At 58.3% G+C, this 21,136-nt stretch carries 13 protein-coding genes; all 13 read left to right on the plus strand.

The window, feature by feature from the left end:
- The first annotated feature begins 7 nt into the window (after window positions 1–7).
- Window positions 8–1,807 (plus strand): HEAT repeat domain-containing protein, encoded by a 1,800-nt coding sequence (locus PEL01S_RS26990; RefSeq protein ID WP_127462454.1) that lies wholly within the window; start codon window positions 8–10, stop codon window positions 1,805–1,807.
- A complete protein-coding gene (locus PEL01S_RS26995) occupies window positions 1,783–2,874 on the plus strand; it encodes an ATP-binding protein (protein ID WP_063186908.1) in 1,092 nt (363 codons plus the stop codon). The genes PEL01S_RS26990 and PEL01S_RS26995 overlap by 25 nt, the downstream gene beginning before the upstream one ends.
- The gene (locus PEL01S_RS27000; RefSeq protein WP_127462464.1) at window positions 2,853–5,249 is read left to right on the plus strand and encodes a DUF5682 family protein; all 2,397 of its coding nucleotides are present in this window, start codon (window positions 2,853–2,855) and stop codon (window positions 5,247–5,249) included. The genes PEL01S_RS26995 and PEL01S_RS27000 overlap by 22 nt, the downstream gene beginning before the upstream one ends.
- 3 nt (window positions 5,250–5,252) lie before the next feature.
- Window positions 5,253–6,458 (plus strand): VWA domain-containing protein, encoded by a 1,206-nt coding sequence (locus tag PEL01S_RS27005; protein ID WP_127462455.1) that lies wholly within the window; start codon window positions 5,253–5,255, stop codon window positions 6,456–6,458.
- 806 nt (window positions 6,459–7,264) lie between these two features.
- Window positions 7,265–8,614 (plus strand): sugar ABC transporter substrate-binding protein, encoded by a 1,350-nt coding sequence (locus tag PEL01S_RS27010; protein WP_127462456.1) that lies wholly within the window; start codon window positions 7,265–7,267, stop codon window positions 8,612–8,614.
- A gap of 222 nt (window positions 8,615–8,836) precedes the next feature.
- Window positions 8,837–9,718 carry a carbohydrate ABC transporter permease gene (locus tag PEL01S_RS27015; RefSeq protein ID WP_204343788.1) on the plus strand — a complete coding sequence of 294 codons (882 nt, stop codon included), beginning with the start codon at window positions 8,837–8,839 and terminating at the stop codon, window positions 9,716–9,718.
- 19 nt (window positions 9,719–9,737) lie between these two features.
- The gene (locus tag PEL01S_RS27020; protein ID WP_231884974.1) at window positions 9,738–10,625 is read left to right on the plus strand and encodes a carbohydrate ABC transporter permease; all 888 of its coding nucleotides are present in this window, start codon (window positions 9,738–9,740) and stop codon (window positions 10,623–10,625) included.
- A 95-nt stretch (window positions 10,626–10,720) separates the two neighbouring features.
- A complete protein-coding gene (locus PEL01S_RS27025; protein WP_174807015.1) occupies window positions 10,721–12,532 on the plus strand; it encodes a cache domain-containing sensor histidine kinase in 1,812 nt (603 codons plus the stop codon).
- A complete protein-coding gene (locus tag PEL01S_RS27030; RefSeq protein ID WP_127462458.1) occupies window positions 12,529–13,713 on the plus strand; it encodes a response regulator in 1,185 nt (394 codons plus the stop codon). The genes PEL01S_RS27025 and PEL01S_RS27030 overlap by 4 nt, the downstream gene beginning before the upstream one ends.
- Before the next feature lie 106 nt (window positions 13,714–13,819).
- Window positions 13,820–15,793 (plus strand): dihydroorotate dehydrogenase, encoded by a 1,974-nt coding sequence (locus PEL01S_RS27035; protein ID WP_127462459.1) that lies wholly within the window; start codon window positions 13,820–13,822, stop codon window positions 15,791–15,793.
- Between the two features lie 116 nt (window positions 15,794–15,909).
- Entirely contained in the window at window positions 15,910–17,817 is a 1,908-nt protein-coding gene (kimA, locus tag PEL01S_RS27040; RefSeq protein WP_127462460.1) for a potassium transporter KimA, read from the plus strand.
- 454 nt (window positions 17,818–18,271) lie between these two features.
- On the plus strand, window positions 18,272–19,714 hold the full coding sequence (locus PEL01S_RS27045) for an RtcB family protein (RefSeq protein WP_127462461.1): 1,443 nt from the start codon (window positions 18,272–18,274) through the stop codon (window positions 19,712–19,714).
- A gap of 44 nt (window positions 19,715–19,758) precedes the next feature.
- Window positions 19,759–21,078 carry an AAA family ATPase gene (locus tag PEL01S_RS27050; RefSeq protein ID WP_127462462.1) on the plus strand — a complete coding sequence of 440 codons (1,320 nt, stop codon included), beginning with the start codon at window positions 19,759–19,761 and terminating at the stop codon, window positions 21,076–21,078.
- The last annotated feature ends 58 nt before the right edge of the window (window positions 21,079–21,136 follow it).

The raw sequence follows: 21,136 nt of genomic DNA on the forward strand, positions 1-21,136 counted from the left end.
AGAATCCATGAGCTTACAGGTGCTTACCGATCTGCATCAAGAAGTGCGCCGGTTGTTTATCGCCGGCAGTTCCGTCGCCACGGGCGACCTGCGGCTAACCCGGCTGCTGCCTCAGCTGCGCAAGCTCGGAGAGAACGCGCCGGTGTTCAACCGGCTGGCCGATGGCGTACAGCTCGTCACGGAAGCAAAGCCCGAGCAAGCCTCCGCCAAACTGCTGGAGCTTGGCACCCTGCTGCACTCCATTCTGTATACCCAAGGACGGACCGAGGCGCAGGGGACGCTGGAGGAGGTTCAAGTGACGGATACGCGCGGGGTAACAGCTATCCCGTACCGGAAAATGAGGGCTCTCATCGATGCTTTGACGGAACGCGGACCTGGCCGCTTGGAAGTGATCCGCGAAGGATACGAAGACTCGTTGTTTCAAGATTTTCGGACGCATATGCCTGCGGTCGCCGCTTTGGAAGACGGATATGCGGAAATCGCCGAGTTTATATACGATAAAGTTATTCCGTCGATCGGCCCGGCGGTCATACCAATACTACATCGGCAGTTGAACCTTCAGGGCGGCAAAGGGGACGCCCGAAAGCTGTATTTGATTCATCATCTGCAGGGTCCGGTGAATGCCGAGCTGATTCTCCAGGCGGCTGGCGAAGGCGGGGCCGAAGTCCGCATCGCGGCCGTGGATATTCTCGGGGACTACCCCGAGCAGGAGGACGTTGTGCTGGAGCAGTCGTACGAGAGGAGAAAAGAAGTACGGCGGGCCGCCTTGTCGGCTTTATCCCGGCTGGGGACCGGGCGGGCGTCCGACCGGTTGTTCGAAGCGCTGACGGGCAAGGACCGCGAGCTTGCGGTGGAACCGATTCAAGCTTCTTCTCATCCTGCGTTGACCCAGCGGATACTGGACCAGGCGGAAGCGTGGTTGAATGCTTTTGACGGCAGCTCCGCGAAGACGGAAGCGGTGGAACAGCTGTCGGCGGCGGTGCAATGCCTAAAAGGAAAGAACGACGAGGCGGTGCGCGTATTTTTGGAAAAGCTGCTGTCCTCGCCTGCTTTTATGGTCAAAGAAACGACGGCTGTTCAAGAGTATGCGGCAGGACTTCTGCTCGACATGCAGCGGCCGGAAGGCTACCGGTTTGTGGAGTCGCTGTACCGGCAGTGGGGCGGAAAGCACATTTCGTACAGCTTTCAAGCGGCGCTTCGCTGCTTGTCCCCGGAGGAGGTTTACGACCAGTTCGCTCCTCTGTTTCACCACAAACAGCAGGCGCAGGCCAAAGAGCTGCTGAATACGCTGTACGATTTGACCGAGCGGCTGGCCCTGACCGTGTATCGCGATGCGGAGGATTCGTCCGTGATTTCGTGGGACCCGCGCTGGGTGCATTTGTTCTTGGACATCAACGAAGAAGAGCTGGTGTGCCGTTTCGTTCAGGAGCCGGATACGAAAATCACCGATTACTTGCTGAAAAAGGTGCGGGTAGCGCCGCAGCAGATGAAGCCGAGAACGGTTTCGCTGTTCTTCGCCTTGTTCAAGATGGGGCATGAAGAAACCCCGGAGCTGCTGATGCAGGCGCTGGAAGGCTCGAAAGGCAGACAGTTTTATTATTTGGACCGGGACAAATTGGCATTGATGTCACTGCTTCCCGGCAGCTATGCCGAAAGGCTGGAGAAGTTCGCGGACCTGCTGTCCTACGAGAGCGTAAAGCAGCAGGTGCTGGAAGTGGCGGAGCGGCTTAAAACGAAAACGAGCGATGAAGCGGAAATGGGCAAAGGAGCGGGATGGATCGAATGGATCAAAAGCAAAATGTATTGAGGCTGCCTGCGGAGCGGCTATACGCCAAGGAACTGGAAGCGTTGAAGGAAGCGGATCAAGACCCGAAACCGGCGGGCTGGCAGCTGTCGCCGCGGTCCGTGCTTACGTTCATTACCGGGGGCCAGGCGGGAGGCGTGAATATCACGCCCAAATATATCGGCCACACGCGGCTGGTGGAGATTGCCGTCGCGACGCTGCTGACGGACCGGGCGCTGCTGCTGATCGGCGAGCCGGGCACGGCGAAATCGTGGCTGTCCGAGAACTTGACGGCCGCGATTCACGGCGACTCGTCCAAGGTCATTCAGGGAACGGCAGGAACGAGCGAGGAGCATGTCCGGTATTCGTGGAACTATGCGATGCTGCTGGCGCATGGCCCGTCGGACGAAGCGCTGATTAAGAGTCCGATTTACCGGGCGATGGAGGGCGGCGGAATTGCCCGTTTCGAGGAAATTTCCCGCTGCGCCTCCGAGGTGCAGGATGCGCTGATTTCGATTTTGTCGGAAAAAACGATCTCCATCCCTGAGCTGGGCCGTGAGGTATCAGCGGCCAGAGGCTTCTCGATTATCGCCACGGCGAACACGCGGGACCGGGGCGTCAACGAAATGTCCGCCGCGCTCAAGCGCCGGTTCAACATTCTGGTGCTGCCGTCGCCGGCCGGTCTGGAAACGGAAGTCGAGATTGTGCGCAAACGCGTCGGCGAAATTGCCGCCAACTACGAGCTGCAGGCAGCATTGCCGGAGGAAGAGGCGGTGCGCAAGATCGTTACCATTTTCCGGGAGCTGCGCGCCGGGGCAACGCTGGACAGCAAGGAGAAGCTGAAATCGCCGAGCGGCGTCATCTCGACGGCGGAAGCGATCTCGCTTTTGACGAACAGCATGGCGCTGGCCGCCAGCTTCGGTAACGGACAAATCCAAGAGGAGGATTTGGCTGCTGCCCTGCAAGGCGCGATTGTGAAGGATGAGGAGAAGGATCGTATTGCCTGGAAAGAATATTTGGAAAATGTGATGAAAAAGCGGGGATCGGAATGGCGGAGTCTGTACAACGCATGCCGGGAGATGAACGATTGAGCAGCGGTGACGGGAGAATCCATGTGTTTGGCATCCGCCATTTGTCGCCGGCGGGCGCTTATCATCTGCGGGCGTTTCTGGACGAAATCCGCCCGCAGGTCGTGCTGGTGGAAGGGCCTTCGGACGCGGGAGACTTGATCGGACAGATCGCTTCCCGCGGCGTCGTGCCGCCTATTGCGATTCTTGCTTATACCGATCAGCTTCCGGTCCGTACGCTGGTATTTCCTCTGGCTTCGTATTCCCCCGAATACCAAGCGTTTCTGTGGGCGGCGGAAAACGGGGTCCGCGCCGAGTTCATCGACCTTCCTTCCGATGCGGCGGTGACGCTGCAAGCGGCAAGACGCGCAAGCGCGGGCTTGGAGCAAACGGACAGAGAGGAGGGGCCGGCGGCGGATCGCGAGAGCGGTCAAACGGGTCGACAGGATGCGCTGGCGGAACGCAGAGCCTTTTACCGGCGGCAGAACGAGCTGTACGAGCGGGTTGCCGAGCTGGCCGGGGAGACGGATTACGATAGCTACTGGGAGCGGCATTTCGAGCATAGTCCGAGCAAGGAAGCGTATCGTCACGCCATCGAACGGTTCTCCGCGGAAATGCGCGAGCTGCTGGAGCAGGAAGAGCGGGCGTATGACCCGCGGGAAGCGTCTTACAACGCGGTGCGTGAAGCTTACATGCGGCGGCAGATTCGGCAGGCGCTCGATACCGTTGGGCCATCGGACCGCATCGTGGTCGTGACCGGGGCGCATCACGTCTCGGCGATGGACTTGGCGCTGCCTGCGATGTCGGACGAGGAGCTGCGCACGCTGCCCCGTTCGTCCACCAAGCTGACGCTGATGCCGTATTCGTACTACAAGCTGTCCGTTCAATCCGGCTACGGCGCGGGCAATCAGGCCCCGGCTTATTTCGAGCGGCTGTGGGATTGTTTGAACCGGCAGGACGCTGCGAGGCTGCCGTCGCTTTACTTGTCGCAAGTGGCCTTGTCCTTGCGGGAGAGCGGGACGCATCGTTCCACCGCTTCCGTCATCGAGGGAGTACGGCTGGCCGAATCGCTCGCCTCGCTGCGCGGGGGCAGCATGCCGACCTGGGGGGACTTGCGGGATGCGGCCGTCGTCAGTCTCGGGTTCGGGGACTTGTCTTCGGTGGCCGAGGCACTGGCCCGCGCGGACATCGGCACGGCGATCGGCGCACTGCCGGAGGGGGTCAGCCAGACGCCGATTCAAGACGATCTGAACCGGCACCTGAAGCGTCTGAAGCTGGAGAAGTACAAGTCCGCCGTCGCCGCCGATCTGGAGCTGGATTTGCGGGAGAACCGGCGGGTCAAAAGCGAAGAGGCGGCGTTTCTCGATCTGCACCGGTCCGTCTTTCTGCATCGGCTTGCGCTGCTCGATATCGATTTTGCGCGGCAGCAGAAGATTCGGCAGGACGCGGCGACTTGGGCGGAGCACTGGGTGCTCCAGTGGACCCCCGAGGCGGAGATTCAAGCGGTGGAATCGACGCTCAAAGGGGAGACGGTGGAGCTTGCCGCCGCGTTTGTGCTGCACGAGCGGCTCGAAGGGTGCGCGGACCTATCGGAAGCTTCCCGGATTATCCGCTTGGCCTGCCAGTGCGGACTCCCCAAGGCGATGGAAGAAGCGAGGCTCACCTTGCAGCGGCTGGCCGTCGATGCCGGAGACTTCGCGCAGATTGCCGCCGCGGCCAACGAATTATCCATATTGATCCGATATGGGGATATTCGCAAGGTGGATACATCGTCCTTTGTGCCGCTGCTTCAGCAGTTGTTTTTGCGGGGGACGCTGCTCCTCGTGGACGCGGCCGTATGCAGCGATGAAGCGGCGGGCGGCATGGTGACCGGCATGAACGAGATGCACCGCATCTCGCAGGAGCATCCGGAAGAGGTGGACGACGAGCGGTGGCTTGCCGAGCTGTGGGCGCTGGCTTCCCGGGACGACCGGAACGCGAAGCTGTCCGGGTTTGCTTTTGCCATATTGCTGGAGCGAAATTTGATCTCCCCCGACCAGTGCTCGCAGGAAGTATCGCGGCGGCTGTCGCCGGGAATTCCGGCGGAGCTGGGTGCGGGCTGGTTCGAAGGCGTGTCGATGCGCAACCGGTATGCGCTGCTGTCGCGCTCGGGGCTGTGGCAGCAGCTCGACGAATATATCGCGTCCTTGGAAGACGAAGCGTTCCTGCGTTCGCTGGTTTTTTTGCGCAGGGCATTCGGCTCGTTCGAGCCGAGGGAGAAAGCGTCGATTGCGGAGACGTTGGGCGTACTATGGGGCCTCGACGGACAGGGGGCCGCGGAGCAGCTGCAGGAGCCGCTAAGCGAAGACGAAAGAGGGAAGCTGGATGAACTTAACGATTTTGATTTCGGAGATTTTTAGACGATGACGGAACAAAATAAAGCGTTGCAACGATGGAGACTGATTCTCGGAGACGCGTCCGAAGAAAAGCTCGCGGAATACGCGCAAGGTGACGGGTTGTTGGACGGCGAGGCGAAAATTTTGGACGAAGCGCTGGCGGCCATCTACGACGGCACCGGGGGGATGGGGCTGGAAGCCGACGCCTCCTCGGGGCCGCGCTCTGCGGGGCGGGGGCCCTCTTCGCCCAAGGTGGCGAAATGGCTCGCGGATATTCGTACCTTTTTCCCATCGGACATCGTCTCGGTTATTCAAGCCGACGCCATCGAGCGCAAAGGGCTGACGCAGCTGCTGTTCGAACCGGAAACGCTGGCGCAGGTGAAGCCGGATATCCGTATGGTCGCGACGCTCATGGCGCTGCGCGGCAAAATTCCCGAGAAGACGAAGGACACGGCACGGCAGCTCGTGAAAGCGGTGGTGGAGGAAATCGCCAAGAGGCTGGAGCACGACATCCGTCAGGCCGTCACCGGCGCTTTGAACCGCAGGAAGCATTCGCCGCTTCCGTCCTTATCCGGGATGGATTGGAAAAAGACGATCCGCGCCAACCTGAAGCATTACGATACGGAAACGAAGCGGCTGATTCCGGAGCGGTTCTATTTCTTCGACCGTGCGCGCCGAAGCAAAGAATGGACGGTCATTTTGGATATCGACCAGAGCGGATCGATGGCCGACTCTGTCATTTACGCCTCCGTGGTCGGCTCGATCTTCGCCAGCCTGCCGTCGCTCGACACCCGGGTCGTCGTTTTCGATACAGAGGTTGTCGATTTGACGGAGCAGTGCGCGGACGACCCCGTCGATATGCTGTTCGGCATTCAGCTCGGAGGCGGGACGGACATCAACAAGTCGGTCGCCTACTGCGAGCAGTTCATCACCGAGCCGAAGAAGACGCTGTTTATTTTGATCTCCGACCTCTACGAGGGCGGAAACCGCTCTGCATTGATCCGCCGGATGGGGGAAATGCGGGCGGCAGGTGTGCAGGCGCTTTGCTTGCTGGCCCTTTCGGACGGCGGCGTTCCGTCGTATGACGAGCAGGTCGCTAAGACGCTGGCGAAGCTCGGCATCCCATGCTTCGGCTGCACGCCGGATCTGCTCCCCGAGCTGATCGAAGGCGCGCTGCAGGGACGGAATTTGCAGGAGCTCGCCGCGAGAGCGGGGAAGGATGCGAAGAAGTAGGTTGTACGACGGTTGAAGGTAGCGGTCGGGCAGAGGATGTTTCTGCCCGGCTGCTTTTTCATTTTTCGCCGGGGGGATTCTTGCAGTTACAGCAGCGAAGATTGGCATTCCACGGAAAGGTGGAGTCGAGGCGTTTAGAAACATGTTCGTTTTCGGCGGCGGCGGTACAACATAGAGGAACTCTGATGCGCTAATTCGAGGATTTGGCACGCTGTCGGCACATAGAGGAAGTAGGGTGCTCTATCCGTGTCGAAAAACTTTCGTTGACACGAATTTCGGCTCGATAGCAACACTACAGTTCCTCTAATTATCGCAGATCGGCTAAATTGAATAGCTTAGAGGAACGAATGTTCCTCTATTTGAGGAATGGTGCTCCGTCTCGCTTGCGTCCCCGCCTGGGGTCTAACCCTCTGCCTTGCAGCGCTGCATCGCGCAACGGGACATATTTCGCCTATATACCATCTGAAGTCCCCGTCATGCCCGCCTACCCGTTTTTGTTACCAGCCGCATCCCGCTTGTTAATGCCATGCCTACGGCTCACTTGTATCCAGCCCGTTCACTACGCCTCACTCATATCCCGCCCGCATCCCGCCTACTTTCACCCGTCTCCGTTCACCTGAAGTACTCGTCTATCCATCTCCCACATCCTCCCCCCCGTCCCGCCGTACCCTCGCTTCTCCCGCCTCGGCTCCGCCCCGCCCCCTGACCACCTGAAAAAATCAAACCTCATTCCTGAAGTTCATGCATTGTTCGATCAGATCGTATCCGCCATAATGAGCTTATTAAACCAGAGGGGGAAACGAACGATGGCAAAAGCGATGAAGTGGGCGCAGGTCGCCTTGGCCGGATCGCTGGCCGTAAGTCTCGCCGCATGCGGAACGGACGCAAATAAACCGGCGGCGGGCAGCAGCGGCACGGCATCAAACGGAGAGGCGGCGAAGGAGAAGGACAAGTCGGGCGCGGTGACGATCACCTTCCAGAACATTTATCCGGATCCGACCGCACCGAATCATAAAATCATGAAAAAGATCGTCGCGGATTACACCGCAGCGCATCCGAATATTAAGATCGAGCTGGATTCTCTCAATACCGACCAGCAAAAGCTGAAGCTCAAAACGCAAGCCGCAGCCAAGGAAGTGCCGGACATCACGATTGTGAACCCCGCCGCCCAGATGAAGCCGTTCGTCGATGCGGGCCTGCTCGCACCGCTGAACGATATGCTCGACCAGAACGGGCTGAAGGACACGTTCCAAAAAGGCATCCTCGACTACTATTCGTTTAACAATAACGTGTATGCGCTTCCGGACGGCAACAATATTGCGGTCGTCTTCTATAACAAAGAGCTGTTCAGTCAAGCGGGCGTCGAAGTGCCGAAGACGTTCGAAGAAATGATCGAAGTCGTCAAGAAGCTGAAAGCCAAAGGCATTACGCCGATCGCCATCGGGGAAAAGGACAGCTGGACCGGGTCGTTCCTATTCATGAACATGCTGCTTCGCACGAATAACGGTCCCGGCTTCCTGAAGGACGTGCTGGACAAGAAGAAGACGTTCGGCGATCCGGCATTTACCGATGCGGCAAGCAAATTCCAGGACCTGGTGCAAGCGGGCGCGTTCCAGGAAGGAGCGACCTCGTTCGACTACAATGCGGGAGAGAATCTGTTCAAGACGGGCAAAAGCGCGATGTATATCATGGGAACCTGGGCCACCGGCGCGATCGACGATTCGTCCGTAAAGGGCAAAATCGGCGTCTTCAAGTTCCCGACCGTGGGGGGCAAGGGCAACCCTGATCAGTACATGATCGCTCCCGGCAGCGCCTTCGCCGTATCGGCAACGAGCAAGCATTTGAAGGAGACGAAGGAATTTCTCAATTACTTCATGGTCAACTTCCCGAAGGTATCCTTCGAGATGAAGAACGCCGTCGGGATTGGGCAGAAGGTGGAAGGCGACTTCAAGGCGGCCGGCTATTCGCAGCTTGCCATGGATATCCTGGAGCTGTTCAAAAACATACAGGGCGGCGATCTCGCCTTCGATAACACGATGAATCCGGGAACGGCGCAGGCGCATCTGACCAGCATCCAGAATTTGTTCGTCCAGAAAAAAGATCCGAAGGATGTCGCCAAGGAGCATCAGACCGCCTTCGAAACGAACAACAAGTAACGACGGGTCCGACCCGCAAGTGAGGGAGATCGAAAATGTTCGACTGAGGCAGCTCATGTTAGGAGTCGGAATCCAGCAATATTGCCGCAGCGCGCGCCGGAGAGGCGCGCGTTCCCTTGCCGGGCATGAAAAACGAAACCAAAAGGTTTCACTTTGGTCATCTCATGCTCCACTCTACTAGTCACATTTTCCCAAAGGAGGTGCCCTTGAGCCGTGCATGCCATGAAGGTTTCCCGGCGGACGATCGCCGTCTTCGTACTTCCCTGCCTGCTGCTCTATATCGGTCTGGTGTTCGTGCCGATCCTTGTGTCGTTCTACAGCGCCATGCTGGATTGGAACGGCATCGGCGAAGCGCGGTTTATCGGGCTGGATAATTTCAAGGAGCTGTTTACGAAGGATGCGGTGTTTTGGCCATCCGTCGGCCGCACGCTGATGTTCGCTTTATTTTCCATGGCGGAGATTCCGATCGCGCTGTTCGTTGCCATCCTGATCAGCCGTTATGTGCGCAAGCCTAATTTTCTCGTCTCCAGCTATTTTCTGCCAGTCATTTTATCCGTTGTCGTCGTAGGCCAATTATGGAAAACGGTTTATAACCCGGCTTCGCTCGGAGGCATGCTGAATCAACTGCTGATGATGGTCGGCTTGGATTCGTGGACGAAGCCGTGGCTGACCGATCCGAATACGGCGATGATCGCGCTGTATTTCGTCGCGCTGTGGCAGTATCTCGGCTACCATGTGCTGATCCAGTTCACGGGCATCCAGAACATTCCGTCCGAAATCTACGAAGCGGCGCGGATCGACGGAGCGGAGGGCTTTACGGCGGACCGCTACATTACGTTCCCGATGGTCATCCCGATTTTCAAAATCTCGCTGGTGCTCGCCATCATCGGCTCGCTGCAGGCGTTCGACATGATCATGGTCATGACCGGGGGCGGTCCGGCCCATGCGACGGACGTGACGTCCACCCACATGTACAACATGTCGTTCCTGTCGATGCGGTACGGGTACGGCAGTGCGATGGCGGTATTTTTGGTCATCGAATGTCTGGCCGCCACGCTGCTGTTAAACGCGGTATTCCGGCGGATCGAGAGCAAGCTATCTTAAGGGCGGGAGGGACGTTCCAATGTCGATAAATTCATCTCCGAATGCGGCCGTGCAGCGAACTTCCGTACGCCCACGGAGCAAGACGTTCAAGTGGAAAAAGGTCGTAGTGCTGCCGTTCCTGTCCGTCCTGTTCGTCACGCAATTGTATCCGCTTGTCTGGCTGGTGCTGTATTCGTTCAAGACGAACGAAGAAATACTGGACGGCAGCTTCTTTTCCTTGCCCCGTGAGCTGCGGTGGCAGAACTACAAGGATGCCTACGAGGGAGGGCATTACCTGCAATATTTGTTCAACAGCCTGCTCGTTACCTCGGTAACGGTGGCGCTGGTCATCGTCTTAAGCTCGATGGTTGCTTATGCGATCACGCGGTTTCGCTGGCGCTACGGCACGCTGGTCATGACAGTGTTTCTGATCGGCATCATGATTCCGCTTCAGGCCACGCTGCTGCCGCTTATGATCATTTTCAAAAACATCGGGATTCTCAATACGCATTTGGCTTTGATCTTGCCTTACATTACGTTCTCGACTCCGATTGCGGTATTCGTCTTGAGTGGGTTCATGAAATCGATCCCGTACGAAATCGAAGAGTCCGCCATCATGGACGGGGCCAGCGTGTACCGGACGTTCCGCAGCATCATTATGCCGGTCTCGGTTCCGCCGATCATGACGGTGTGCATCCTGACGTTCATTTCGATCTGGAACGAGTACATTTTGGCGGCGACGTTCATTTCGTCGGAAAAGCTCAAGACGCTGCCGTTCGGGGTCAACAGCTTTATCGGCCAATATTCGGTCAATTACGGCGCAATCGGGGCGCTGCTCGTGCTTGGGGCGCTGCCGGTGATCATCATCTATTTTGCGCTGTCGGAACGGATTACGAAAGGCATGGTGGCCGGGGCGGTGAAGGGGTAGGGAGCGGAAGCAGGCGGAGGATAAACCCCATATTCGCCCTCCGAGCCCGCGTGATATGATAGGAACAGTGAGGATACGGAAAGGGGAGTTTCCGGTTGAAGCGAGGTCTTCATTCCATTCATACCCGTCTGTTTCTGCTGTTCCTGTTTTGCATGCTCGGGCTGCTGCTCATCGTCAGCGCGCTGTATTACAAGCGGACAACAGATCAACTGCATCAGAAGATCGGGGAGATCGCGCAAAAAAATTTTTCGCAAACGATGGACTTGTTCGACCTGCTGCTCAAAGGGTACGACAGCCTGACCAAGTCGCTGAACGGCAACCCGGATTTGCAGCGGCTGCTGCAGGCGCCGCCGACGCAGGATTCCGCGCTGCGCATGATCAACGAACGGACGATCACGAATTTGATCGGGGCGATCTATTACTCGCGGGAGGATACGATCGGCATTCATGTCGTGGCGAATTCGGGCGCGATCTACAGCTACGGCAACTCGATGAGCGTCATCGACCCCGGCTTCGCGAATTCCTCGTGGTACCGCAGCATACGCGAATCGTCCGGCGAAATGGTATGGTTCGGCGTCAAGGAGCATTCGATCATCGATCAGGCGGAAAAAAGACCCGTGTTCGCCTTCGGGCGGCCGCTCTACGATCTGCACGAGCACCGGCCGATCGGCATCGTACTCATCGAGACGGACCCGAAGCCGATTTTGTCAGGGCTTGCCAATCTGAGCTTGAGTCCGCGGAGCGAGGTCTACATCTTGTCGAAGGCGAGGCAGGTGATGGCCGTGTCCGCACAGACGCCGAAGGAGCTTTCCGTCGCGGACTATTGGAGCGACGCGCTCGGCGACGGCGAGGTCCGGGTCGATCCGCAGGCGGGGCGTCTGATCGTCGCGTCCAAGCCGTCCATGGCGGATTGGCAGGTCGTCAGCTCGACGCCGGATGCCGATCTGAACGTGGAGCAGGATCAGATGAAGCGCTTTTTGCTGCTGGTCATCTCCGTACTCGTCGTCGTCTCGACGGCGCTGGCGACATTCGTGTCGCGGACGATTTCGTCTCCGCTCAAGCGGCTCATTCAGCAGATGAGGCAGGTGGAGCGCGGCAATTTCCGCGGTCTGCTGCACGTCAAGTCGTACGAAGAAATCAACATCCTGGTAGCGTCCTTCAATCAAATGGTCAACCGGATGGACGAATTGATCGAAAGAGTCAAAGCGGTGTCCATCAGCGAAAAAAATGCCCAGCTGCTGGCGCTGCAATCGCAGGTGAACCCGCATTTTCTATATAACACGCTCGATATGATCTATTGGATGCTTGATGAAAAAGGAAACGAATGGCTCGGCAAAGTTGTGTTATCGCTTTCACATATGTTCCGCTACAGCAGCCATTGGGAAGGCTCCTCCGAGGTTCGGCTGCGCGACGAGCTGGAGCAGATCCGGGACTATCTGACGATCATCGAAGCACGGCTCGAAGGCAGGGTCTCCGTCGAAATGGACGTCGCTCCGGCGTGGGAGCACATCCGGCTGCCGAAGATGACGTTACAGCCGGTGATCGAGAACGCGGTCAAGCACGGACTTGAGCGGCTGGATCGCCCCGGCGTGTTGCGCGTCTACGCGAAGGCGGACGACCGTCAGCTCCGGTTGTATGTGGAAGACAATGGAAACGGCATGGAGCCGCGTGTGCTCGATCGGCTGCGGCGTTCGCTCGGAACGAACGTCGTGCCGATGGGAGAAGAGGCTGCGGCGGAGAAGGCCGTGGAAGCGCGGCGCGGCGGGATCGGTCTGCAGAACGTGCACCGCCGGCTGGGGCTGATGTTCGGAGAAGCGTACGGGCTGCACATCGATAGCTCGCCGGGGACCGGAACGACGGTGACGATCTCGATGCCGCTGCCCGGGGAAGGGGGGACGGAAGCATGAAGCTGCTCATTGTGGATGACGAAAAGGTGATTCGGGAAGGAATCAAACGCACGGTACGGGGCGCGTTTCCGGACGCGGAGGTGCATTTGGCCGCCTCGCCCGAGGAAGCGGTGGAGACGCTCGCCTCCTGCCGGATCGACGTCGTGCTGACGGATATTTTGATGCCGGGAATGACCGGGCTGGAATTGATGCGGCTTACTCGGCGCAGGCACCCGCAGGTGAAATGGGTCGTCATTTCCGCGCACTCGGAATTTGCGTATGCGCAGGAAGCGGTTCGGCTCGGAGCCCGGGATTACCTGCTGAAGCCGATCGGCAAGGAGCGGCTGATTGAGCTGATTCATACGCTGCGGGAAGAGCTGCACCAAGAGCATGCCGTCTCGGCGGAAAGCCAGCTTTTGAAACAAAACCTGAAATATTTGCGCGAGGCGGTATTCCAGCGTTGGGCGGCGGGACTCGATATCGGCCGCTTCGACATGTCGGCTTTCGAGCGGAGCTACCCCGAGTTTCACTTGGTCTTGGTCGCGCTGGGTAGTCCGGGAAAAGCGCATCTGGAGCATTTTATCGTTGACAACGTGCTATCCGAGCTGATCGAGATGCGGGGGGACGGATTCGCCGCCAGTCTGGACAGCCATCATCTGCTCGGGCTTGCGGCGCTGCGTCCGGGTACGGCGATCGAAGCGTTCCACGAGGAGCTTCATACCCACTTGAAGCGCTATGTGAAGGTGCCGTTCCAGATCGTTCACAGCGGTCCGGTGACGGATATCCGATCGGTGCCGGAGCAGGTCAGGCGGCTGCGCTCCCGGACGGTGGCGCCCGCGGCTGCGTCTGAACGCGAGCCCTGCGGAAACAGCCCTGTTGAGGTGGCGCTGCAATATATCCGCATGCATTTCCACAGCGACCTGTCCTTGGAGAAGGTGGCGTCCGTCGTGTACTTGAATCCGGTCTATTTCAGCCAGCTCTTCAAGCAAAAGACCGGTCAGGGGTATAAGGAATACGTCATCCACCTGCGGATGGAACGGGCCAAAGAGCTGCTGCAGGACCCGCAGCTTAGGCTCGTTGACGTAGCCGAGCGGATCGGCTATCAGGACATGCGGCATTTTACGCAGGTGTTCCGCAAAAAATTCATGCAGACGCCGACCGAGTTCCGGCAGCGTTTGCCGGTGGGAGAAGGGCGCGGTTAACGGCCATTAGGCCCGATGCTTGACGATCATGTCCCGCTATGGACAAAACAACCCCGGCGCGTGATACAATGGCAGCATATGGATGACGGAGTACGGGAGTGAGAGCATGCCGGATTGGTCGTATCAGACGTTGTTTCGCCCGTTGTTGTTTGGACTGCCCGCCGAGACGGCGAGGGAGTTCACGTTAGGCGCCATGGGCCTGCTCAGCAGACTGCCCGGGGGAACGCTGGTCATCAAGACGCTCGGGCATATGGAGTCGCATCCGATTCTGGAAAGCGAAGCGTGCGGGGGGCTGCGCCTGAAATATCCCGTCGGTCTCAGCGGCGGACTGGATGCTCACGGCACGGCGCATCGGGCGCTTGCTCAATTCGGATTCGGCTTTATCGAGATCGGCCCGGTGACGGTCGGGGAAGTAACGGACGACCGTCCCATTCGAAGAGAAGTGTCCCGCGAAGCGCTGCTGTATCCAGACGTCGGTGCAAACGAAGGGCTGGAAAAGCTCGTCCAGCGCATGAAGCACAAGCAGGGGCACCGGCTGCCGCTGATGTTCCGGCTGCGACCGATGCCCGATGCTTCGCCGGAACAGGCGCAGGCGGAGCTGCGGCAGATGATGGAGCGGCTCGCCCCTTGGGCCGCCGCGTTCTACATCGACAGCGTCGATACGGGCTGGCCGTCGGAAGAGACGGCAGCGTATCTTAGCGCGGTCCGGCAGGCGTCCCGGGAGGCGGCGCCGGGGAAGCCGCTGCTGCTGTACGTGGCGCCGGATGACCCGGCGGACCGGCTGCAAGCGCTCTTCAGCCGAGTGGATGCGGCGGCATGGGAAGGCATCGTTGTGGGCGATGCCGTACGGACACCCGAGGACTTCGTCATCGGGCGGGAGGTCCTTGCGCCGGGCGTGGAACGGGTGAAGCAGCTTCGTCAGCTTGCCGGGCCGGAGCCGACAATCGTTTTGGCCGGGGGCATTCACGAGCCTCGGGACGCGCTGTTGGCAGTCGAAGCGGGAGCGGATTGCGTGCAGCTTCACAGCGGGCTCGTCTACTCCGGGCCGGGACTGCCGAAGCGGATCAACGAGGCGCTGATCTACGAGAAGGTGCGGGAAGCGGAGAGTCCGCCGGAAGCGTCCTTTTGGCGGGATTGGGGCTGGATGTGCCTGCTCGGCATCGGCATGGTCATCGGCGGCATTTTGGCCTGGATGATCGCGGCGACGTCGGTCATGCTGCCGTACGATGTGCTGTATCTCGGCATGGATCAAACGATGCTCGGACAGGCGAACCGCTGGCTGCTCGGCTTTATGTCGCACGACCGGGTCACGCTGGCGGGAACGATGATCTCCATCGGCATCTTGTATTACCAATTGGCCCGGCACGGGCTGAGAAAAGGGCTGCATTGGACGAAAACGGCCTTGATGACCTCCGGTCTGGTCGGCTTCAGCAGCTTTTTCCTGTATCTCGGGTACGGGTATTTCGACCCGCTGCATGCGCTGGCGGCGGCGGTACTGCTGCCGATGTTCATTCTGTCCATGCGGGCGCGGACGGATCGGCCTTCGTACGATCCGCCGAATGTGGCGAACGACCGGATCTGGCGGCGCGCCCAATGGGGTCAACTGCTGTTCGTCACGCTCGGCTTCGCGCTAGCCGTCGGTGGCGTCGTGATCGCAGGCGTCGGAATCACCTTCGTCTTCGTCCCGACGGACCTAGCTTATTTATGCGCTTCGGCGGAGATGCTCGCGGACATCAACGAGCGCTTGATCCCGCTGATCGCGCACGATCGGGCAGGCTTCGGCGGCGCTTTGTTCTCGAACGCCCTCGCCGTGCTGATCATCGCTTTATGGGGCATCGGCCAAGGCCAGCGTTGGGTCTGGTGGACGCTGCTGCTGGGCGGCTTGCCCGGCTTTTTGGCGGGTCTCAGCGTGCATTTTCAAATCGGCTACACCGATTTCGTGCATTTGCTTCCCGCGTACTTCGCCTTCCTGCTGTATGCAGGCGGCTTGATTTTGCTGTACCCGTATCTGATGCGGCGGCCCGAGCGAAGCATACCGTCGGCAGAAGCCATGCTTACCCGAGACATCGTTCCTGAATGAGGACGATGTCTTTTTGCTGCTGTACGGCAGGAAAAATAGGTTTGTGTAGTAAAAAAATGGAGAACGGGGAAAATAGACGGGACAGTGGAAATCATTCGTACAAAAGGTGGGGCAGCATGATTCATCATTCTCTGGCCATCGAAGCGGTCATTATCGCCATTGTGATCGTAACCATGTGGTCTTCCGTCTCGAATTTCATCAGCATTAAACGGATCATTATCGGCCGCCCGATGCGCCTGAAGGAGCTGCATGCCCAGCACAACAAGCTGTTCTGGATCCTGGCGCTGCCGATCCTGTCGGCAGATTTATATTCGTCCGTTTCGTACGGCCCGGAATCCGGAATTACGGAGCTTGCCGGACTCGGACCGGATGCCAGATGGATTATTCTCCCGATTACGGTCTCGACGGTCATTCTGCTCGCTATTTTGATCGTCTCGTATATTATGGGAGTTCTCGCTTATCCGAACGGAGGCGGCGCTTACGCGATCGCGAAGGATAATTTTAAACGACCGCTGCCTTCCCTCGTCGCCTCCGCCTCCTTGCTGGTCGATTATATTTTGACCGTCGCCGTATCCGTCTCTGCGGCCGTTCAAGCCGTAGCCTCGGCGTATCCCGCCATCGGGCCCTACAAGACGGCGCTTGCCGTTTTATGCGTGGTTGTGCTTCTGTTGGTGAATTTGCGGGGCGTGGCGGAATCCGCGACGATTTTCGCTTGGCCGACGTTCTTTTTTATGGGATGCATGCTTTGGCTGATTGCCGCCGGGTTCCTCGACGAATTCCGCCACGGCTTCGTCCAGCCCCAGACGCCGAGCTTCGGCACCGTTCCCGAAGGGCTGACGCTGCTGCTGGTGCTCAAAGCTTTCAGCTCCGCCTGCTCTGCTTTGACGGGGATCGAAACGATTTCCAATGCGGTTCCCATCTTCCGGGACCCGAAACAAAGAAGCGCCGTCAAAACGTATCTGGCCTTGGGGGCGATAACGGCCGTTACGCTGCTGGGCTTTGCGTACCATCTGTATGTTAAGGGGATTGCGGTTAACCCTGCCAATACGATGCTGTCGCAGCTTGCCCAAAGCTATTTTGGAAAAGGACCGCTGTACCAAATCATCATTTGGTCGACGTTTGTCGTCTTGATTCTGGCCGCGAATTCCACGTTTACGGGATTTCCGCAGCTATCGGCGCTTGTGGCGAGCGACGGCTTTTTGCCTCGGGCGCTGACAAACCGTGGAGACCGGCTGGGCTACTCGAACGGCATTATTTTGCTGGCCGGGGTCGCCATTATTTTGATCGAAATTTTCCACGCGCAGACCAACGCCTTGATTCCTCTGTATGCCATCGGGGTATTTCTATCGTTTACGATTGCGCAATTCGGCCTATGTATGCGCTGGATGAAGGTCAAAGGGCGGCTGTGGAAAACAAAGCTTGCGATCAACGGGGTCGGGACGGTCGTTACCGCGATTGTCGCCATAATTTTCGCCGTTACGAAATTTGTGGACGGGGCCTGGATCGTGTTGATCGTGCTCCCCGTCATTATTTTGTTTTCGGTCGCCGTTCGCCGTCATTACAACCAAGTCGCAGAGGAGCTGAGAATCGATCCTTCCCGGATGAAGCCGCAGGCTCACCGCGTGCGGACGATCGTTCTGGTTTCCGGCGTGCACCGTGTCGTGTACCATACTATTTCTTTTGCCAAAAGCTTGAATACCGATGTCACGGCGCTGTTCGTCGGATTTGACGAGGAATCGATTGAGAGGATGAAGAAAAAATGGGAGGAGTGGGGCAATCCCTTTCCTTTGGTTACGCTCCGGGGAGAGTTTCGTTCCCTGCTCTCGCCGATTTCCCAATATATCGGCCAACTGGAGGACAAGGAGGGCCATCCGGACCATATTCATTTGATCCTTCCCCAGTTTATTCCGAGACGGTGGTGGCATCATATTTTGCACAATCAAAGCGCGCTGCTTCTCCGATCTTGGTTCTTTAGGAACAAAGACGTCGTTATCACGACGGTGCCTTATCATTTGCGAAAGTAGCTTCGCGGCGATGGGACGATGGCGGCATGCAATAGAAAAAACAAATATAAACGAAAAAATAGTTTTTGTTTTATGATTGACAAAGTTTACCTTCCGCGTTTATGATAACCGTATCTTAAATGGAGAAAGGAGGCCGATCCACATGATCCGCCAAGATGTTTTGTTGTCCGACCGTTTGAGCGACAATCGCATACCGGAATTCGTTCCATCGGCCTCTACGGGCCCGACGTAAGCGAGAGCAACCCCCGGCACGTTCGTTCCATGTACGTTCCGGCAGGGTCCTTCGTTTGCATCGATACAAACGGCATGAAGTGCAGCGCAGTGAGCTGTGAGCTGCTCCATGCCATCGTACGCATAGAAGCGTGACATGACGACCGTAGGCTTATGGCTTACGGTCTTTTTGCATTCATTTTTACCGGAATCGGAGAAACAGGAAGGAAGTTTGACATCATTTATGTTTACTTACAACGATCAACAACCAAACGAAAAATATTACCGCAAGGTGCAGCTGCCGGCGGGCGACCTGCACGTTTTTGCCGGAGACGGGCTATTCGAAGCGCTGGATTACAAAGTGTTCGACATGGCCAACAACAATCTGCAAATTCCGAATCGGCTCTACATGAGCTATACGCCGGACGTGCACGTGGGCGTCGGCACGTGTATCGGCACGACGGCGGTGTGGGAAGCCGAGAACGGCTACGTCTCCCCGTCGATTGTCGGCAGCGATATCGGCTGCGGGATGCGCGTTCACCTGACGAATCTGCATCGGGACGATCTGCAGGAGGTGAAGCTGCGGCGCAAGCTGGTCAAGGCGATTGAAAAGCTGCTTCCTGCCGAAGAGCATGCCCGCGGGCACTTCTCGGACATTCGGCTGGAGCACGTGCTGCGCAAAGGGCTTCACGGTCTCCCCAAAAAGTACATTCCAGACGGCTACACGCCGAAAAAAGCGACGTCACTCACGCATGTCGAGCACAGCAAGTTCGCTTTTGACGAGTCGCACTTGGATCGTTTGCCGGAAATGTACTGGCACCGGTCCCATCGGCAGCTTGGGACGCTGGGGAGCGGGAACCATTTTGCCGAAATTCAGGCGATTGAGATTCACGAGGACAACCGCGCCATCGCCGAAAAATGGGGACTGCGCGACGGCCAGATCGTCGTCATGATCCACTCCGGCTCGCGGGCTTGGGGCGGCGCGGTCAGCCAGTACGGCGGCTCCGAGATCGGCAAATGGATGCGCCGCACAGGGACGGGAACGGCCGATCCGCGGCTGATCTTTGCCCCGCTGGACAGCGAAGCCGCTGAGGCTTACGTTCATCTGATGTATTCCGCGCTGAATTATGCCGTGACGAACCGGCACCTGATCGCATACGCCATCCGGGAAGCGTTCCGGGACGTCTGCGGCTCGAAGTTCGAAATGACGACGCTGTACGATCTGATGCACAATTACGCCTGGGAAGAAACGCATGGCGGCACGCCTTTATTCGTACACCGCAAAGGGGCGACGCGGGCGCTGCCGGCGCAGCATCCGGACAATCCGGAGCCGTATCTGGCGACCGGTCATCCGGCCTTGATTCCCGGGTCCATGGGCACCTCGTCGTATTTGATGGTCGGTCAGCCGGGCGGGGAGCGCAACTATTACTCGATCTGCCACGGCGCCGGCCGGATTCGCTCGCGCAGCGCGACGAAGCGGCTCGTGACCGTCGATCAGTTCGAATCGTCGCTGCGCGTCGGGACGGCGGACGAAATCGTCGTCAACCAGCGCGTGCTGGAGTCGATCATCGACGAATCGCCGCAGGCGTACAAAGACGTCGATCAGATCATCGAGAGCGTGGTCGGAGCCGGACTCGCGTCCGTCGTTGCCAAATGCAAGCCGCTGGCGAGCATTAAGGGCGTTTAAAATCGAATTAGTCAAAAAAAATGAAACGAGGAAATAGTTCTACTATGAGTTCTGTTATTAAAATAAATGAAAAAGCAAATCATCCGCAGCCGATCATTACCGCTTCCGGCGACGGACTGCCGGGCCTCGATATCGTCGAATACGGCGATTACGCCTTCGTCATTCAGTCGATTCAAGCCCGGCTGGAGGGTCAATACCGGGCCCGTTTTCAGCTATATGTCCAAGAAGATTACGGGCAAGATCTTTGGGATCAATTGGAGCGCGACATCCAGGCGGCCAATCCCGAGGTCGAGCGGCTTTGCGCCGTCTTCGATACGGTAGAGGCGCGCACGTTCACGTTCGGAGACGCGATGGAAGGGGAAGGCCCGCGCATGTTCCCGTCGCTGCGCAACAACGTGTTCGTCTACCCGCGATTCCGGGTGGCCATGGCGCGGGTACCGATGTTCCGGGAGCATGGCATTTCCTGCGAGGATTTCATATGGGCCGAATCCGACGCGGGCTTGGCCGAGTTCTTGACCGACATGTCCCGTCGGCAGCGGCAGTACGACCGGGAGCAGGTGACCGTATTCAAGGATACCCGCGACGGGCTGGACCGCGAGCGCGAATCATTGACACGCGGTGTAAGGCGCGACGAAGTGGTGATGAACGAAGGCGTGAAAACGGAAATTTACCGCTCCATCGACGAGTTTTTTGCGCAGGATCGGCACTTTTTCCAAACGTACGGCCTCCCCTACAAACGGGGCATTCTGCTGTATGGCAAGCCGGGTAACGGCAAAACGACCTTGGTCAAATCGATCGCGGGCAGTGTGGACGCGCCGGTCGCTTATTGGCACATTACCGAGTACACGACCAGCGACTCGATCCAGGAGGTGTTCGAGGCGGCCGTCCGCATGGCCCCGATGGTGCTCGTGATCGAAGATATCGATTCCATGCCGGAGTCGGCGCGGTCGTATTTTCTGAATACGCTCGACGGGGCGACCTCGAAGGAAGGCATTTTCCTGATCGGCACGACGAACTATCCGGAGAAAATCGACCCGGCGCTGATGAACCGTGCGGGCCGTTTCGACCGGGCCTACGAAATCAAGCTGCCGGACGAAGAGCAGCGGCGCAGCTATCTGCTGCTGAAGCGGCTGCACGAGCTTCTCGACGACGAAGCGGTGGCGGTGGCGGCGAGAGCGACGGAAGGATTCACCTTCGCGCAGCTCGGCGAGCTGTATGTGTCGGCGGCGCTGCGCAAGCATTACGAGCATACCGTTGATGTGGAGCAGCTTGTGCGCGAGATGAATACGGAGCTTGGCAAAGGCCGCACCCAGCTGTGGCATTCCGATCAAAAATCGTCCAGGGTCGGGTTTACGACCGGCTGAGTGTCATCGGAGGGGTCGCCCTCGTTTGCCGGAACATGTTACAATGAGCTTACATTTC

This window comes from Paenibacillus elgii NBRC 100335 (assembly GCF_004000865.1).
Classification (GTDB): Bacteria; Bacillota; Bacilli; order Paenibacillales; family NBRC-103111; genus Paenibacillus_G; species Paenibacillus_G elgii.

Coding starts and splice junctions, on each gene's coding strand:
- PEL01S_RS26990 (WP_127462454.1), top strand. CDS start 8: ATGAGCTTACAGGTGCTTACCGATCTGCATCAAGAAGTGCGCCGGTTG.
- PEL01S_RS26995 (WP_063186908.1), top strand. CDS start 1,783: ATGGATCAAAAGCAAAATGTATTGAGGCTGCCTGCGGAGCGGCTATAC.
- PEL01S_RS27000 (WP_127462464.1), top strand. CDS start 2,853: ATGCCGGGAGATGAACGATTGAGCAGCGGTGACGGGAGAATCCATGTG.
- PEL01S_RS27005 (WP_127462455.1), top strand. CDS start 5,253: ATGACGGAACAAAATAAAGCGTTGCAACGATGGAGACTGATTCTCGGA.
- PEL01S_RS27010 (WP_127462456.1), top strand. CDS start 7,265: ATGGCAAAAGCGATGAAGTGGGCGCAGGTCGCCTTGGCCGGATCGCTG.
- PEL01S_RS27015 (WP_204343788.1), top strand. CDS start 8,837: ATGAAGGTTTCCCGGCGGACGATCGCCGTCTTCGTACTTCCCTGCCTG.
- PEL01S_RS27020 (WP_231884974.1), top strand. CDS start 9,738: ATGTCGATAAATTCATCTCCGAATGCGGCCGTGCAGCGAACTTCCGTA.
- PEL01S_RS27030 (WP_127462458.1), top strand. CDS start 12,529: ATGAAGCTGCTCATTGTGGATGACGAAAAGGTGATTCGGGAAGGAATC.
- PEL01S_RS27035 (WP_127462459.1), top strand. CDS start 13,820: ATGCCGGATTGGTCGTATCAGACGTTGTTTCGCCCGTTGTTGTTTGGA.
- kimA (WP_127462460.1), top strand. CDS start 15,910: ATGATTCATCATTCTCTGGCCATCGAAGCGGTCATTATCGCCATTGTG.
- PEL01S_RS27045 (WP_127462461.1), top strand. CDS start 18,272: ATGTTTACTTACAACGATCAACAACCAAACGAAAAATATTACCGCAAG.
- PEL01S_RS27050 (WP_127462462.1), top strand. CDS start 19,759: ATGAGTTCTGTTATTAAAATAAATGAAAAAGCAAATCATCCGCAGCCG.